General features: G+C 65.5%; 14 protein-coding genes. 4 read left to right on the forward strand and 10 right to left on the reverse strand.

Features of this window, described 5'->3' with window-relative positions; all coding sequences use genetic code 11:
- Positions 1–167 precede the first annotated feature (167 nt).
- The 4 genes from G0Q01_RS11730 to G0Q01_RS11745 all read right to left on the reverse strand — a co-directional run bounded on the left by G0Q01_RS11730 (position 168) and on the right by G0Q01_RS11745 (position 4,809).
- On the reverse strand, positions 168–1,184 hold the full coding sequence (locus G0Q01_RS11730) for a phosphatase PAP2 family protein (protein WP_164195845.1): 1,017 nt from the start codon (positions 1,182–1,184) through the stop codon (positions 168–170).
- Positions 1,185–1,550: 366 nt separating this feature from the next.
- On the reverse strand, positions 1,551–2,168 hold the full coding sequence (locus G0Q01_RS11735) for an Isoquinoline 1-oxidoreductase subunit (protein WP_164213388.1): 618 nt from the start codon (positions 2,166–2,168) through the stop codon (positions 1,551–1,553).
- A gap of 3 nt (positions 2,169–2,171) precedes the next feature.
- The gene (locus G0Q01_RS11740) at positions 2,172–4,346 is read right to left on the reverse strand and encodes a xanthine dehydrogenase family protein molybdopterin-binding subunit (RefSeq protein ID WP_164195849.1); all 2,175 of its coding nucleotides are present in this window, start codon (positions 4,344–4,346) and stop codon (positions 2,172–2,174) included.
- Between the two features lie 4 nt (positions 4,347–4,350).
- Positions 4,351–4,809 (reverse strand): (2Fe-2S)-binding protein, encoded by a 459-nt coding sequence (locus G0Q01_RS11745; RefSeq protein WP_108970377.1) that lies wholly within the window; start codon positions 4,807–4,809, stop codon positions 4,351–4,353.
- A gap of 263 nt (positions 4,810–5,072) precedes the next feature.
- Between G0Q01_RS11745 and G0Q01_RS11750 the strand changes: the two genes are divergently transcribed.
- Positions 5,073–6,362 (forward strand): O-acetylhomoserine aminocarboxypropyltransferase/cysteine synthase family protein, encoded by a 1,290-nt coding sequence (locus G0Q01_RS11750; RefSeq protein WP_164213389.1) that lies wholly within the window; start codon positions 5,073–5,075, stop codon positions 6,360–6,362.
- 213 nt (positions 6,363–6,575) lie between these two features.
- Here G0Q01_RS11750 and G0Q01_RS11755 read toward each other — a convergent pair whose 3' ends face one another.
- From G0Q01_RS11755 to G0Q01_RS11780, 6 genes are all read right to left on the reverse strand, one after another.
- Positions 6,576–7,688: a zinc-binding dehydrogenase gene (locus G0Q01_RS11755; RefSeq protein WP_164195853.1), complete on the reverse strand. Its 1,113-nt coding sequence runs from the start codon at positions 7,686–7,688 to the stop codon at positions 6,576–6,578.
- Between the two features lie 392 nt (positions 7,689–8,080).
- Positions 8,081–9,586, reverse strand: a complete 1,506-nt coding sequence (locus G0Q01_RS11760) for a tripartite tricarboxylate transporter permease (RefSeq protein WP_108970380.1) — start codon at positions 9,584–9,586, stop codon at positions 8,081–8,083.
- A 7-nt stretch (positions 9,587–9,593) separates the two neighbouring features.
- Complete coding sequence (locus G0Q01_RS11765; RefSeq protein WP_108970381.1) at positions 9,594–10,055, reverse strand: tripartite tricarboxylate transporter TctB family protein; 462 nt, start codon at positions 10,053–10,055, stop codon at positions 9,594–9,596.
- A 131-nt stretch (positions 10,056–10,186) separates the two neighbouring features.
- The gene (locus G0Q01_RS11770) at positions 10,187–11,140 is read right to left on the reverse strand and encodes a tripartite tricarboxylate transporter substrate binding protein (RefSeq protein WP_164195855.1); all 954 of its coding nucleotides are present in this window, start codon (positions 11,138–11,140) and stop codon (positions 10,187–10,189) included.
- A 29-nt stretch (positions 11,141–11,169) separates the two neighbouring features.
- A complete protein-coding gene (locus G0Q01_RS11775) occupies positions 11,170–11,850 on the reverse strand; it encodes an RraA family protein (RefSeq protein WP_164195857.1) in 681 nt (226 codons plus the stop codon).
- A gap of 3 nt (positions 11,851–11,853) precedes the next feature.
- Positions 11,854–12,867, reverse strand: a complete 1,014-nt coding sequence (locus G0Q01_RS11780; protein WP_164195859.1) for a hydroxyacid dehydrogenase — start codon at positions 12,865–12,867, stop codon at positions 11,854–11,856.
- Between the two features lie 179 nt (positions 12,868–13,046).
- Here G0Q01_RS11780 and G0Q01_RS11785 point away from each other — a divergent pair, with 179 nt between their 5' ends.
- The 3 genes from G0Q01_RS11785 (at position 13,047) to G0Q01_RS11795 (ending at position 16,226) form a co-directional block, all read left to right on the forward strand.
- A complete protein-coding gene (locus G0Q01_RS11785) occupies positions 13,047–13,937 on the forward strand; it encodes a LysR substrate-binding domain-containing protein (protein WP_164195861.1) in 891 nt (296 codons plus the stop codon).
- Between the two features lie 196 nt (positions 13,938–14,133).
- Complete coding sequence (locus G0Q01_RS11790) at positions 14,134–15,258, forward strand: mannitol dehydrogenase family protein (RefSeq protein ID WP_164195863.1); 1,125 nt, start codon at positions 14,134–14,136, stop codon at positions 15,256–15,258.
- Positions 15,255–16,226 (forward strand): aldo/keto reductase, encoded by a 972-nt coding sequence (locus G0Q01_RS11795; protein WP_164195865.1) that lies wholly within the window; start codon positions 15,255–15,257, stop codon positions 16,224–16,226. Before G0Q01_RS11790 ends, G0Q01_RS11795 begins: the two co-directional genes overlap by 4 nt.
- Positions 16,227–16,228: the final 2 nt, after the last annotated feature.

Below are 16,228 nucleotides of genomic sequence, written 5' to 3' on the forward strand. Positions count from 1 at the left end.
ACCCGCTTTCACCGGGCGCATCGGCATCGCAACACCCGAGTTGGCTGCAGCCTTCCGTGCGACACGCGCGCTCCGGCGATGACATATATCAACATCCCCCCGGTTGCGCCGCCCTGCATGGCTCAGGCCAAGCGGGTTGCGAAACTGCCGGGGCCTTGTTCCGGGTGTCAGTCCTTGCGGACTCGCTGGAGCCCCCCCAGCGCACCGCCGCCGAGCCCGAGGGATCCTGCCTCCGGCTCCATGCGCTTGCGCAGGTAGGCCCAGAGCAGCGCCATGACGCCGATGGAGAAGTATCCGTCCACGGCGTAGTGGTAGCCGCTCCAGATCGACAGCAGCAGGATGACCGCGCAGAACAGCGCCGCCGGAAAGGCCAACAGCGCCGAACGCTCGCCGCAATAGAGCGCGACCAGCGTGGCGACCGACACATGCACCGAGGCAAAGGCAGAGATCCCGGTGCCAAAGCTCTCGCGCCCCGCCGAGTACATTTCCCACAGGTAATCCTGCAGCGCCCCCATCGTGGAGCCGTCCACCCCTGCGTAGCGCAGCGTCCAGGTCAGCATGGCAAAGCGGTTGCTGTCGTAGAGCCGGTCATAAAACACCGGCCCCACGGACATGCCGCCGAGGGCGATCATATTGCCAATGACGATCCAGCTTGCGCAATAGAGCACCAGATAGCGCTTGACCCGCGTGTGATCGTGGTCACAGGCCACGAGGATCACCGGGAACAGGAAGGCGGCGATCAGCCAGGGTCCGTGATAGAGCGGGGTGAGGCTCAGCATGATGTCGGGGCCGAAGAGCCGGTTGATGACCGTCCAAGGGTCCGTGTCCCCATGCAACCAGGCATCGAACCGCGCGAGGTAGGGATCCGCGTAATAGGGCACGATCTGCGGCATCGTGGTCTTGAACAGCGTGAAGCCGAGGTGCAGGGCGAGGATGGCACCGAAGACCAGCGCAACATTGGCGGCGGCCCTCCCTCGGCTCGCGCCGCGCCGGGTCTCTGCGCGTAGGGCCCAATACGCCAACGCAAGGGCGATCACACCCACGTACCAGAGCGAGACATCGGGCTCGGATCTCACCGTCCCGAGGACATCGGCGATCACCTCGTCGCGAAACAGCACGGCAATCAGAAATGAAAAGAGCGCGTAACCGACGCTGAAGGCAAAGAAGGCCAGGGCGGGGATCATGGTCTTGCTCCCCTCGGAAGCTGGCGCAAATTGGACATGGCTCTCGTCGGAATAGTTGATCGCTTAAAGCTATCTAGGCGAGAGGCACCGAGATTAAAGGCACACCCATGAGCGACGCGCGATTGCTCGCCACTTCGGCTCCGAGACAGACTTCCCCGCCCAGCATGACCGCTTCATCCATGGCACGCAGCTAACCACGCCGTTGGGCCTGGGTCACGCCTCCGGTTGAATTCGGTTCGCGGGGCACCCCATCAACTCGACCACGCTGGCATACTTCCAGGACGTTGATCGAACCCCACCCGGTCCTTCGTCGTTCCTGCGGAGGTGCCTACTTGGTTGTGCCATCCAAGTCCCAGATGGAGAGGATCAGCCATCGGGGCAGGCCGAACCGGTCTCGATCCACGCTTTCGTCAGTTGGCCGAAGACCTCCTGCGTACCGGGGGCAGGTTCGCGCCCTTCGCCCGGCTCCCATCCCCAGCCCACAAGCCCGTCCGTGGCGTTGTGCTCATGCAGGTCTTCCATGCTGCGCCCGCCGTTGCGCTCCGGATCCTTGAGCTGCGCGCAGATTTCCGCGGCGCTCTTGCCAACCCAGCCCATCTCGATCGGGGCGAGCTGCCAGGGTGAATGCCCGGGTATGGAGCCTTCGCCGGTGGTGAAGGCAAAGTTCTCCTCGCCGTGGCAGGTGTTACAGCGCATGCCCGGCGCGCCAAAATCCGCATCCCCCCGCACCACTGGCGGCACATGCGGATGCATGTCCATGCCTTGCCGCGGGCTGTCGCCGACAGGGTGGCAATTGAGGCAGCGCGGGTGCTCGATCACCGCCATCATCTCGGTAAAGAGCGCCACCGAGCGTTCGGTTTCGTTCTCGATGCCATCGAACTCGTCCACGGTGCGCAGGCCTTTCACCGTCTCGGCAAGGGAGGGCAGGGCGAAAAGGGCGGGTGCGGCGCCGAGCAGCGCCGCCATCAGGATCGTTTTGCGCATGGCTCAGGCCTCCATGGTCTTGAGGAAGGGCAGTTCGGTCACCGCTTTGCCGGTCAGTGCCCGCCAAGCATTGGCGACGGCGGGTCCGATCGGCGGGACGCCCGGCTCTCCGACGCCCGTGGGCTCGGCGTCCGAAGCGATGATCTCGACCATCACCTCTGGCATTTCGTGAATGCGCAGCATGCGGTAGCTGTCGAAGTTCGACTGCTGGACCACGCCGCCCTCGCCCAAGGTGATCTCGTCAAAGAGCACCGTGCCGAGGCCGAAGCCGATGCCGCCCTCCATCTGCGCGCGGATCACGTTCGGATTTACCGCAACGCCGCAGTCAACGGCACACCAGACCCGGTGTACGCGCGGCTGCCCGCCCGCGTCCGAGACCTCGGCGATCTGCGCCACGTAGGTCTCGAAGCTCTCGTGCACGGCAACGCCATAGGCCTTGTCGCCCTTGACCTTGGTGCCATCCCAGCCCGCCATCTCGGCGACCTTCTCGAGCACGCCGCGGTCGCGCGCCGCATCCTCGCGCATGAGGTCGAGACGCCCCTGTACCGGGTCCTTGCCCTGCGCCTCGAGCACCATGTCGAGGAACACCTCGGTGGCATAGCCGGTGTGCGTATGCCCCACCGAACGCCACCAGAGCACCGAGACAGGGCTTTCCTGCTGGGCCCAGCCAACGCGCAGATTGCCGAGGTCATAGGGCATCTTGGTCGACCCCTCGTAGGAGGTCGGGTCCATCCCGTCCTGCATCATCTGCGCCATCGGCCCCCCCGCCATGATCGACTGGTTGACGACGATGTCTTCCCAGCCGGTCAGCTTGCCGTCGCCATCAAGGCCGGCGCGCATCTTGTGGATGGTAAGCGGACGGTAGTAGCCGCCGTGCAGATCGTCCTCGCGGGTCCAGACCAGTTTGAAGCTCCCGGGGGCCCCGGCGGCCTTGGCAACTTCGGCGAGTTCAGCGGCGAAATGCGCAGTGTCCTGCGCGCGGCGACCAAAGCTGCCGCCCGCCAGCATCACGTTGAGCTGCACGCTCTCGGGAGAAAGTCCGAGCGTCTGCACAATGGTCGGCTTGTCGAGCGCGGGGAACTGCGAGCCCATCCAGACCTCGGCGCCGTCCTCGCGGACCTCGATGACGCCGTCGAGCGGCTCCATCGGGGCATGGGCGAGATAAGGGAAACGGAATTCCGCCTCGATCACCTCAGCGGACCCGTCGATGCCCGTCACCCCGTCGCCGAGCATCTCGGCGTCCTTGCCGCCCTCCGACGCTGCTTTCGAGAACGCCTCGAAGATCTCGGCGGAGGAGCGCGTCTCCGCCCCGCTCTCATCCCATTCGACGCTCAGCGCTTCACGGCCCTTCAGCGCGGCGTGGGTGGATCGGGCGTAGACAGCGACGCCCTGCGGGATCTGCCGCACGGCCTCGACCCCGGGAACCTCGAGCGCCGCGCTGCCGTCGACGGAGGCAACCGTGGCCCCCAGTTTGCTCGGATGCGCCACGACCACGGTCTGCATGCCCTCGCGGTAGACATCCATGGTAAAGATCGCCGTGCCAGTCGATTTGGCCTTGGTGTCGAGCTTGGGCAGGTCGGTCCCGATCAGCACGAACTGGTCTGCGGATTTCACCGGCGGGTCCTCCGGCGGAGTCATCCCGGCAGCCTTCTCCGCCAGCGCGCCGAAACCCGAGCTTTTGCCCGAGCCGTGGCTGATCTCTCCCTTGGAGATAGTGATCTCGCTTTCGGGCACGCCCCACTCCTCGGCCGCGGCGGCGACCAGCATGGCGCGGGCAGCGGCGCCGGCCTTGCGCATCTGCATGTAGGAGTTGGCCATGGCGGTCGACCCGCCGGTGCCCTGCATACCGAAGGCAAGGTTCTTGTAGAGCTCGTCGTTGGCCGGGGCGTTCTCGGCACGCATCTGGCCCCAGTCGGCGTCCATCTCCTCGGCCACCAGAGTGGCGAGGCCGGTGAACGGGCCCTGGCCGAACTCGATGTGCTTGATGATCACCGTCACGGTGTCATCGGGCGCGACGCGCACGAAGGCGTTGGGGGCGAAGCTCGCTTCGTCGGTCGCCCCGGACTGAAAGGCCGCGGCCGCCCCGGACTGTGCGCGGGCCGCAAGGGGCAGGGTCATGCCGATCACCAGCCCCGCGGACGAGGCCAGGAAACTGCGGCGGGAAAGCACCTGTGTCATCGTCTCATCCCTCCAGCTTGTCCGCGGCGTCATGGATCGCCTTGCGGATGCGGACGTAGGTGGCACAGCGGCAGATGTTGCCGGCCATCGCGTTGTCGATGTCCTCGTCGCTGGGTTTGGGCACTTCGCGTAGGAGCGCGGTGGCGCTCATCACCTGTCCCGACTGGCACCAGCCGCATTGCGGCACGTCGAGCCCTTCCCACGCTGCCTGCACGGCCTCGGCTTCTGGGCCGTCGATACCTTCGATCGTGGTCACCGAGGCACCGTCGACCATGGAGACAGGGGTCACGCAAGACCTGCGGGTCATGCCATTCATCATCACCGTGCAGGCCCCGCATTGGGCGATGCCGCAGCCAAACTTGGTGCCTGTCATCTGCAACTCATCGCGCAGTACCCAGAGGAGCGGTGTCTCCTCCGGCACGTCGACGGACACATCTTTTCCGTTGAGTTCGAACGAAACCATGGCTTCCCTCCCTGGCTGCGCATGCGTAGCGTGGCGCGTGGTTTGTGGAGGGGGAGATAGCGCCGCAATGCGCTGTGTCGATGTCTGGGTCGCCGAAATCCTCGTGTCGCTCGCCCGCGGACCTCGTGTCGCGATGGACGTCGCCGACCCAGGAGGTCTCGGCGCAACCGCCCGCACCCGAGATCGGGGCGGCGCGCCGCTCGGGTCATTGCAGCCGGCGTGCGGCTTGCCTAACGTGCCGCGAGGTAAGGAGGAGTGAATCCATGACAGACAAGACCCCCGGCTTCGACACGCTGGCCGTGCATGCCGGCACCGAGCCCGATGCCGCCACCGGCGCGCGGCAGGTGCCGATCTACCAAGGCACGTCTTACGTATTCCGCGATGCGGATCATGCGGCCCGGCTCTTCAACCTCGAAGAGGTCGGCTACATCTACTCGCGGCTGACCAATCCCACTGTCTCGGCGCTGGCGAACCGGGTCACCGCGCTCGAGGGCGGTGCCGGCGGCATCGCTTGCTCTTCGGGCCACGCGGCGCAGATCATGGCGCTCTTCCCGCTGATGGCGCCGGGCTGCAACATCGTCTCGTCCTCGCGACTCTACGGCGGCACCATCACGCAGTTCAGCCAGACGATCCGGCGTTTTGGCTGGTCCGCGACATTTGTCGACACCGACGATCTGGAGGCGGTGAAGGCCGCGATCGACGAGAACACCCGCGCGCTTTTCTGCGAGACGATCGCAAACCCGGGCGGCTACGTCACCGACCTCGGGGCCATGGCCAAGATCGCGGACGAGGCGGGCATCCCGCTCATTGTCGACAATACCACCGCCACCCCGTGGCTCTGCAAGCCGATCGAGCACGGCGCGACGCTGGTCGTGCACTCGGCCACCAAGTACTTGACCGGCAACGGCACGGTCACCGGCGGCATCGTGGTGGACTCGGGCAAGTTCGACTGGTCGGCCTCTGACAAGTTCCCCTCGCTGTCGCAGCCCGAGCCGGCCTATCACGGGCTGACCTTCCACGCCGCGCTCGGGCCGATGGCCTTCACCTTCCATTCCATCGCGGTGGGGCTGCGCGACCTCGGCATGACGATGAACCCGCAGGGCGCGCATTACACGCTGATGGGGATCGAGACCCTCGGCCTGCGCATGGAGCGTCATGTGAAGAACGCGCAGGCGGTGGCGGAATGGCTCGAAAAGGATCCGCGCGTCGAGGCGGTGACCTATGCAGGGTTGCCCTCCTCCCCCTGGCATGATCGGGCACAGCGCGTCGTGCCCAAGGGCGCCGGGGCATTGTTCACCGTGGCGATCAAGGGCGGCTACGACGCCTGCGTCAGACTGGTGGACAGCTTGAAACTGTTCAGCCACGTCGCCAACCTCGGTGATACGCGCAGCCTGATCATCCACCCGGCCTCGACGACCCACCGGCAGCTCGAGGAAGAGCAGCAGGTGCAGGCCGGGGCCGCGCCGAATGTGGTGCGCATCTCGATCGGCATCGAAGATGTCGCGGATATCATCGCCGATCTTGACCAGGGGCTGGCTGCGGCGACGGCGTGAAGACCTGTTGAGGTCGGAGCGAGCTCGAAGCTTCGCGAGTTCGGGGCCCACTTCGACGCCATCGGCAAGCGGCAGTCTCATGCCGTCGCCAATGACCGTCTGGTGCCCGGCCAGAACCGGCATCGTCGGAGGTTGCGGCCAAGAATGTGCTTGGCCTTCTGTAACCTCCTGTGGCGCCGCCCTTTGCCGGGCGCCGCCGCTCTTGCTCATGTGTCAGGCCCAGGGCGTGACGAGATATTTCTCTCCCGTGCGCATCTCGCGGTAGTCGAGCACAGCATCCTTGGTGAGCATTTCCTCAAGCGTGACCCGAGATTTGTAGCTGCTCGCAAAGGTGCCGGTCAGGTCGTCACGCACGCGCTGACGCATCCGGCCCACGGTCTCGGGCCCGACCGACTGCAGGAACGGGAACAGCAGCCAGCCCGACAGCGTCCAGCCGAACCCGTAGCTGGGTGTCAGGACAGTGGGGCTGGTGTCGAGGCGGCCGTAGATGAACATGCGTTTCGGCTGGTTCGATCCGTAGCGTGAATACTCGGCCATCTGCTCCCTTGCGACGCGCTCCATCGCCCGGAAGGCCGTATCGACCATCGTGCCGCCGCCCACGGGATCGAAGCCGTAAAAGGCGCCCGTCGCACGAATGGCGTCGGCCAGCCGGTCCATGAAGTCCTCCTCGGAGGAGTTGACCACATGCTCGGCGCCAAGCCCCTTCAGCAGCTCCACCTGATCGCTCTTTCGCACGATGTTCACCAGCCCGAGGCCGTCCTCTGCGCAAATGCGCGTCAGCATCTGGCCAAGGTTCGAGGCACCGACTGTGTGCAGGATGGCGTTCTGTCCGTCGGCCCTGGCGGTCTCCACAAAGCCGAGCGCGGTCATCGGATTGACGAAGGCGCTGGCGCCCTCTTCGGCGGTATGGTCACCCAGCGGGAGGCACATGTCCGCGTCGGCGAGGCAATATTGGCTGTAGGCGTTGCCCGGCACGCAGGACACGCGCTGCCCCATCAGCGCCTGCGCGGCATCACTGTCGCCAGCGGCGATGACCGTGCCGGCGCCTTCATTGCCAGCGGGCAGTTTCAATCCGTGACGGGCCTTTGACGCGGCATTCACCGCCTCGGGCATCCGAGCCACGAATTTGCCGGGCGTGTAATCTGCGTTTTCCATGTCGGCGCCGCCGACGAGAATGGCGAGGTCCGAGGGGTTGATCGGCGCGGCTTCCATGCGCACCAGCACCTGGTTTTGGGTGAGGTCGGCAAACGACACGTCCTCGAGCGCGACGGTGAGCGTGCCGTCCGCCTCAAGCGTGGTGAACAGCTGTTTTCCGGTGGTGGCCATGATCGGACTTCCTTCGCGTTTCATCGACTGGTGTGGATATAGGGCCAAATCCGACGCATCCAAAATTCTGCATCCGCCTCAATCTGCTTACTCAGAACGACTGGAACGGGTTCCGGGCAAGTCGGCGGCCCGTGCTGCAGCGGTGGTGCGGACGCGCGCGGCAAGCGCCGTGACAACAGGGTGCTTCATTGGTCGAGCCCCTCCTTTGGCCAGGAGGTGCATCGCTTGTTGCGCAGGGTGGCAGTTAGCGCCACCCTGCGCAAATTCGTGTCACAGAGCCCCGGCGACCTGTTCAGGGGCGAGGGTGGCCGGATGCGCCGCCACGTAGTGCGCTCTTCGTTCCGGGGTTCACCTGTATCTCCTCGACACAGAGTCTCTGTCGCGTGTGGATGTCAGGTCGCGTCTCGCGTCTTGGACTTCGCAAGCTTCTTCTTCAGGATCGGTCCCACGATGACGGCGACGGTGAGGGCGACGATGACAAGGCTGGTCACGTTGCTGAACAGCACCATCCAGTCACCGCGGCCGATCCGCAGGGCGAGGCGCAGGTTCTCTTCGGCGAAGCCGCCAAGGATGAGGCCGAGCACCACCGGCGGCAGCGGGAACTTCAGCTTGTCCATGACCCAGCCCACGGCCCCGAAGCCCAGCATCAGGTAGACATCGAACATGCGGCCGTGGATCGAGTAGACGCCGATCAGCATGAGGACGATGATGATCGAGCCGAGCAGCGGTCGCGGCAGATTCAGCAGGCGCGCGAAGCTGTTGGTTGCCAGCGAGCCGCCGAGCAGCACCAGCAGGATGGCGCCGAACAGGAACTGCCACATGAAGCCGAAGACGACATCGGGGTTGTCGCGGAAGAGCATGGGGCCGGGCTGCAGACCATGCACCAGCAGGCCGCCGAGCATGACCGCAGCAACGGCGGTTCCCGGAATGCCCAGCGTCAGCGCCGGGATCAGGGCCGAGGCGGTGTCGGCGTTGTTGGCGGTCTCGGCGGCGGCAACGCCCTCGGGCTCGCCCTCGCCCCAGGCGTCGGGGTTCTTCGATGCGCGGCGCGCCTCGTTGTAAGACATGAAGGCCGCCATCGAGCCGCCCGCGCCGGGCAGGATGCCGATCCAGATGCCGATGAAGGACGAGCGCAGCCAGGTCTTCCAGAAGTGCTTCATCTTCGGCAGCGCTTTCCAGATCGGCTCCGTGCCGAGCTGGCTCTCGCCGACGTTATCCGTCTTCAGCGGCGTCTCGAGCAGGTCGATGACCGGCGGCAGCGCGTAGAGGCCCACCAGCAGGATCACCATGTTGATGCCGTCGAGCAGTTCGAGCTGGCCGAAGGTAAAGCGGTCATTGCCATAGATCGGGTCCGAGCCGATCACCGAGACAAAGACACCGAAACAGGCGCTGATCAGCCCCTTGATCGGGTTGCCGCCCAGCAGGAAGATGATCGACGCAAGGCCGAAGACCGCCACCCAGAACACCTCGGACGGGCCGAAGAGCAGCGTCACCTTGGACAGCGGCGGCGCCAGCAGCATGAGCGCGAAGGCCGAGGCGATACCGCCGATCGACGAGGACACCACGGCAACCTGCAGCGCGAAGCCGCCCTGGCCCTTTTGTGCCATGGGGTAGCCGTCGAAGGTGGTCGCAACCGCAGCCGGGGTGCCTGGGATGCGAAGCAGCACCGCCGGGATCGCGCCGCCGTACATGGCGCCGTTGTAGATGCCGGCCATCAGGCCGAGCGCCACCAGCGGCTCGAGGCCGAAGGTGAACGGCACGAGGACCGAGATCGCCATGGTGGCCGACAGCCCGGGCATGGCCCCGACGACGATCCCGGCGATCACGCCGATGATCACCGCGAAGAAGTTGGTCAGGCCGAAGACTTCGGGAAGTGCGTGGAGAAGATCGGAATACATGGCGGCCTCAGTTCTGCCAGAGCCGGCCGGCAGGGAAATCCTGCGACATGCCGAAGTCGAAGATCAGGTAGACGGCGCCGACCACGATCACGGTCGCGGCAAGCAGGCCAAGCGGATTGCGGAAGCCGAAGAGCGCGGAGACCAGCGGGATGATCACGATGGTGCTCGGGTAGAAGCCGATGAAATCGGTGGCGACCGCGTAGCCGACGATCAGCGCGAAGGCTCCCATGACGCGCAGCGGCGCGCTGCTCAGTTGCACCGGAGGCTCACCGGCGGAGGCCTTCCTCTGGTCCCGGACCAGAAGCGCCACGGCCAGAACGACGAGACCGGCCAGCATCGCCCCGGGAAGCAGGGCGGAGATCGGTCGCAGGTCGGTCGTGGCGTAAAGGAAGCAGCCGGCCACGACGATGATGCCAATGGCAGTCAGCGTTTCGGGGCGCAGCAGGCGGGATGTGTGTCGGTCGGACATGGATCGGATCCCTGAGTCTGAAGATGCGGGGGCAGTACAGTACCCTGCCGCCGCGCTCTACGGTGATATGTGAGATTAGGCGGGGACCCGGCTTGCGCGACTTGCGCCGGGCCGGGCCCCCTGGGAGGAACTCAGTTCCAGGGGGTCTCGTCCCAGACACCCTTGGCAAGATCCCACAGGTCCTGGGTCAGGACCTTGAAGTCATTGCCCGTGACCACTTCGACCGGGTTCGAGGTCGCGGCCATCGCGGCGAGGAACTCCTCGTCGCCGTCGAGCTGCTCGAAGGCCGCAAGAAGCTTGGCCTCGACATCCTCGGGCAGACCCTTGGGCGCGACGAAGCCGCGCATCGAGCCGTTGACCAGCTCGTAGCCCTGCTCGGCAAAGGTCGGCAGGTCGGGCGCGAAATCCGAGCGCTCGGTGGTCGCGATGCCCAGCACGTTCAGATCGTCCTGGAAGCTGGCGACCTCGGAGATGTTGAGGATGCCCATGGCCACGTGGCCGCCCATCAGCGCGGTGCGCGCCGGGGCCGAGCCGCGGAACGGCACGATGGTGAACTCGGTCTCGGTGAGGTTCTGCAGCTTGATCAGCATGAAGTGGTCATCGCCGCCGAGGCTCGACATGCCGACGGTCACCGCACCGGGGTTCTCGCGCGCCTCTTCGACGAGCTGGTCCATGGTCTCGATGCCGCTGCGCTTCGAGGTGACGATCACGTTGGGGTCGTTCACCACGTTTGCGAGATACGTGAAGCTGTCCGCCGAATAGTCCGCTTTGCGGTCGATGGTACGCGCCATCATGCCCGGCAGGTTGAACGTGCCCAGTGTGTAGCCATCGGGGTCGGCATTTGCGACTTCGGTCACGCCGATCTGGCCCGACGCACCCGGCATGTTCTTGACCACGAGGCTCGCGCCGTCGCCGAGGTATTTCTCGATGAAGGGCGCGGCAGTGCGCGCCATCACGTCGGTGCCGCCGCCGGCGGAGTAGCCAACGATCACCTCGATCGGCTTCTCCGGGTAGTCTTGCGCCATGGCGGCGCCCGCGATCAGCGTGGCCCCGATGACGGTGGCGTACTTGATGGAATTGAACATCATTTTCCTCCCTTGGTTCAACTCGTTCTTCATTCGGTCGGCAGAGCGCAGCCCAGCTTCTTGAGCGCTGCGTCCACCCACGTCCGGTCGTTCGTGCCTTCTGCGATGGCCTTCATCTGGCGCACCTCGGCATCCTGCTTGGCCTCGGTCTTGGCCAGCACTTCTTCTGCATCCGCCAGCGGCACGGACAGCACGCCGTCGGCATCGCCGATCACGATGTCGCCGGGGTTGATCACCATGCCACCAAGGCTGATGGGCACGTTGATCTCGCCGGGGCCGTCCTTGTACGGGCCGCGGTGGGTCACGCCGACGGCGAAGGTCGGCAGGTTGGTTTCGACAAAGGCGTCAAGGTCGCGGATCGCGCCATTGAGCACGAAGCCCACGACGCCGCGCTTGATGGCGTAGGCCAGCATCAGCTCGCCCATCAAGGCATTGGTGGTCTCACCGCCGGCATCCACCACGATCACGTCACCCGGCACGGCCATGTCGATGGCCTTGTGCAGCATGAGGTTGTCACCCGGGCGGCATTTCACGGTGATCGCGACACCCGCCATTCCCCCCGAGGCGTGCATCGGGCGCAGGGCCGGCCCGGCAGCGCTGAGGCGCGACATGGAATCCGAGACGTTGGCGACGGGCAGCTTGGAGAAGGCCTCGACAAGTTCTTTGGACGCGACCTGCTCGCGGGTGCAGATACGGAAACCGATCGACATGGATTAGTCCTCTACCTTGGAAAGTGTGGCGCGCGCGCTGTCGAGCAGGGCGCGATTGATGATGCGTTGCGGGGGAAGCTGCTCGCCGGCGAGATAGCCGATGATGCCGCTGACCGCGTCCACACCGACCCGGGCATTGGCCTCGGCGGTGACGCCGCCGATATGCGGCGTGACGACGATGCGCGGCTCGTCCCAGAAGGGGTGATCCGCGGCGGGCGGCTCGACGGCGAAACTGTCAAGGCCGGCACCGGCAAGCTTGCCCGAGCGCACCGCGTCCAACAGCGCGGTCTCGTCGATCAGCCCGCCGCGGGCGGTATTGATGACAAAGGCACCGTCGCGCATCTTCGAGAAAGCCTCGGCGTTCAGAAGGCCGCGGGTCTGGTCGGTCAGCGGGCAATGCAGGCTGAGGAAATCGGATCCGGCCAGCAGCTCTTCGAAGCTGTCGCACCGGCTGGCGCCGATCGCGGCAAAGGCCTCGTCGCTCGCATAGGGATCGTAGCCGATGATTTTCATGTCGAGCCCGGCGGCGGCGATCTTGCCGGTGGCGCGCGCAATGGCGCCCATGCCCATCAGGCCCAGCGTTGCGCCGGCGATCTCGCGGCCCTTGAAGCCGGGCTTTTCCCAGCGGCCCTCGCGCAGGCTGGTGTCGAGCGGCAGGATCCGCTTGACGCAAGTCATCAGCAGGGCGATGGCGTGCTCGGCGACCGAGACCGCGTTGGCGCCGGTGGCCACGAGCACCGGAATGCCCCGGTCTGCGGCGGCCTGAAGGTCGATGTTGTCGACGCCGACGCCGTGCTTGGAAATCACCTTGAGCGAGCCCGCATCCGCGAGCACGCTGGCGTCGATCCGCCCCATGCGCGAGACGATCCCGACGGCCCCGGTCTTGTCGATGTATTCCTTGATCACCGCGCTGTCGGCATAGGGAGGCGTGTGCACCGTCTCGTAGCCATGGTCGCGCACGTAACGCGCTGCGTTCGGATGCAGATCCGGTCCGGTAACGAGAATGGTTTTGCTCATCGCGTAGGTCTCCACATCCTCCGCAGCAGGGCGGAAGGCATTCGGTCTCATGTTTTCTATTGGATCCGCGTCCTCTCCTCGGGGCGCGGTTTCCTCCTGCCGAAATGGCATATTGGAAAGTTTTACTTCACAACAGCGAATAATTCTGCTTTGCAGATTAAGAAAAACTGGATCAAGCCATGGACACCCGCCAACTCAAGACCGTTGTTGCCATTGCCGCGCACGGGACCTTCGCGCGCGCCGCAGATGTCGTCGGCCTGACCCCCTCTGCGGTCAGTCAGCAAGTTCAGACCCTGGAACAGGAATTGGGAGTCCGTATCTTCGAGCGCGCGTCGCGGCCGCCCCGCCCGACGGCAGAAGGCATGCAAGTTCTTGAAATGGCGAGAAACATGTTGCGCCTGGAGGATGACACGAAAGCCAGCCTGCGGGGGGATCGTATCTCGGGAACGCTCATGCTGGGGTCGGTACGGTCAAGCGCGCTGAACCTGCTGCCAAAGGCCATCGTCCGGATGCGCCGGGATTACCCCGAGTTGAAACTCAATCTCCGGGTCTCGCTCTCCTCGACACTCATTGCCGACGTTGCGGCAGGGCGGCTCGACGCCGCGGTGGTGGCCGAGCACGTCGGGTTTCCCTCGTCCCTCAGGTGGAGCACGTTCCTGAAAGAGCCCCTCTGGCTGATCGGCCCGCGGGGGAGCGATCTGCGCGATTCCCTTGGGGCGCTGAACGCGCTGCCTTATGTCCGGTTCCGCAGCGCGGTGCCCTTGGCCAACGTGATCGACACCGAGCTGTCGCGCATGGGGGTGGTCGCGAACGACATCGCCGAGATCGACACCATCGGCTCGATCGTGACCTGCGTGCGCCAGGGGCTCGGAATCTCAGTCGTGCCGCACGCAGCGCTTACCCAGCCCGAGGACAGCGACCTCGAACAGGTTCCTTTTGGCACCCCGCAGATATCGCGCCATATTGGCATCGTCGAACGCGTGGTCTCTCCGCGTGCCGAGATCATTGCGCGGCTGCACGAGGTCCTTGCCGATCTCTCCGAAGAGCACGGAGTCCATCGCAATATCTGAGCCTGAGCCGCCCCACTGACGCGGTCTGCCCATGAGCGCCGACGCCGGACAGATCATCCCTTGGTGGAATGCGCCCGCTCAATGGCGGGCACCGCCGGACAAGGCCCTTGACCCCGCGTGGGTACTGAATAATAAAAAACCAAATACCGCCGGACCAAGAGGAGTTGGCCCGGCAGAGCAGGGAGGAGGAGACACCATGCTCAGCACGCCGATCCTACAGTTCGGCACGAGCCGCTTCCTGCAGGCCCATGTTGATCTTTTTCTGTCGGAAGCCATGGCCCGCGGCGAGGCGCTCGGGCCTGTCACCGTCGTCCAATCCTCGGGCGATCCCGCGCGCGCCGCGCGGCTGCAAGGTCTCATTGCGCCCGAAGGTTACCGCGTCCACCTGCGCGGCCTTCGCGCCGGGGAGCAGATCGACGAGGAGCGCCGCGTCACCAGCGTCAAGCGCGCTCTCAGCACCGCGACCGACATGGATCAACTGTTGGGGCTTGTGCGCAGCGAAGTGCAGATCATCCTCTCCAACACTGCCGATGCAGGCTTTCGCCCGCAGCCGGCGGATGGCACGGCCGAGACGCGCCCGCAGCAGGAAATGTCTTACCCCGGCAAGCTTGCCCGACTGCTGTTCGCGCGCTTCGAGGCAGGCGGCGGGCCGATCCAGATCATGCCGACCGAACTGGTGCAGAACAATGGCGACGTGTTGCATGAGCTGGTGCTTGCCGCCTCCACTGAGCTTTGCCGATCTTTCCAAGATTGGCTCAGTACCGATGTGCTCTGGGTGAACTCGCTGGTCGATCGCATCGTCTCGGAGCCGCTCGAGCCCGCCGGGGCCGTCGCCGAACCCTATGCGCTCTGGGCCATCGAGGACCGTCCCGGCCTGATCCTGCCCTGCGCCCATCCCGAGGTTCAGGTTGTCGGTGATCTTGGCCGGGTGGAGCGGCTCAAGCTCTTCATCCTCAACCTTGGCCACACATGGTTGGTCTCGCGCTGGCTGGATGCGGGGCGCGAAGGCCCGGCGCTGGTGCGCGAGGTGCTGGCCGACCCAGAGCGCCGCGCTGCGCTCGAGACGCTCTACCGCGAGGAAGTGTTGCCGGGCTTCGCGGCAGCAGGCGAGGGCGCGGCCGCCGCTGCCTATGTGGCTGAGACGCTGGACAGATTCGCCAATCCGTTTCTGGACCACGCATTGGCGGATATCGCGCAGAACCATTCGGAAAAACTCGACCGCCGTATCGCCGCCTTCGTGACCTGGGCGCGCGGCCAAGGCGATCGCACCGCGAAACCGCGCCTCGAGGCCGCGCTTGTACACAGGAAGGACACCGTATGAAGACCAGGACTATCGGCAACACGGGCATCGAGGTAACCGAAGTCTCCTTCGGCTGCGCCAGCATCGGCAATCTGTACCGGAAGGTGAGCGATGCAGACGCCGAGGCCGTGCTGCAGACCGCCTGGGATGCGGGCATCCGTTATTTCGACACCGCGCCGCATTACGGGCGCGGCCTGTCGGAAACCCGGCTGGGACGTTTCCTGCAGGGTCGGAACCGGAGCAGCTACGCGCTTTCATCGAAGCTCGGCCGGGTGTTGTCGCCCTCGCCCGAGCCGATCGCAGAGGCCGACAGCTACATCGAGCCTTTGCCCAATCTGGTGTCCTACGATTATTCCGGCGACGGCATCCGCGAGAGCTTCGAGCAGACCTGCGGGCGGCTCGGCGTCACCCGGCTCGACATCGCATATGTGCATGACATCGGCGCCTATACCCACGGGGCGGAGGTCAACGCCGGACACATGGAAGCCTTCTTCGGCAGTGGCTACGAGGCTCTGGTGAAGCTCAAGGAAGCGGGCAGGATCGGCGCTTTCGGGCTTGGCGTGAACGAGTGCCAGGTCTGCCTTGATGTGATGGACCACGGACCGATAGACGTGATCTTGCTCGCGGGGCGTCTGACGCTGCTCGACCGCTCGGCCGAGGACGTGCTGGTGCCGCGCTGCGTGGCGGCGGGGACGAGCCTTGTGCTGGGCGGGGTGTTCAACTCCGGCATCCTCGCCACCGGCCCGGTCGAGGGCGCGACCTATGACTACGGCCCCGCACCGAAGGAGGTGCTGGACCGCGTCGCCGAGTTGCAGCGCGAGGCCGAGGCGCTTGGCATGCCGCTGGCCACCGCCGCGCTGCAGTTCGCGCTCCGTCACCGGGCGACGGCCTCGGTGCTGCTTGGCACGTCCAAGGCCTCGAGCCTGACGCGCAACCTCGACGCGCTGAAAGCCCCTGTCCCCGCGGGGACGGAAGTGCTTTTCGACTGACG

The organism is Salipiger sp. PrR007, from assembly GCF_010499845.1.
GTDB lineage: Bacteria > Pseudomonadota > Alphaproteobacteria > Rhodobacterales > Rhodobacteraceae > Salipiger > Salipiger pacificus_A.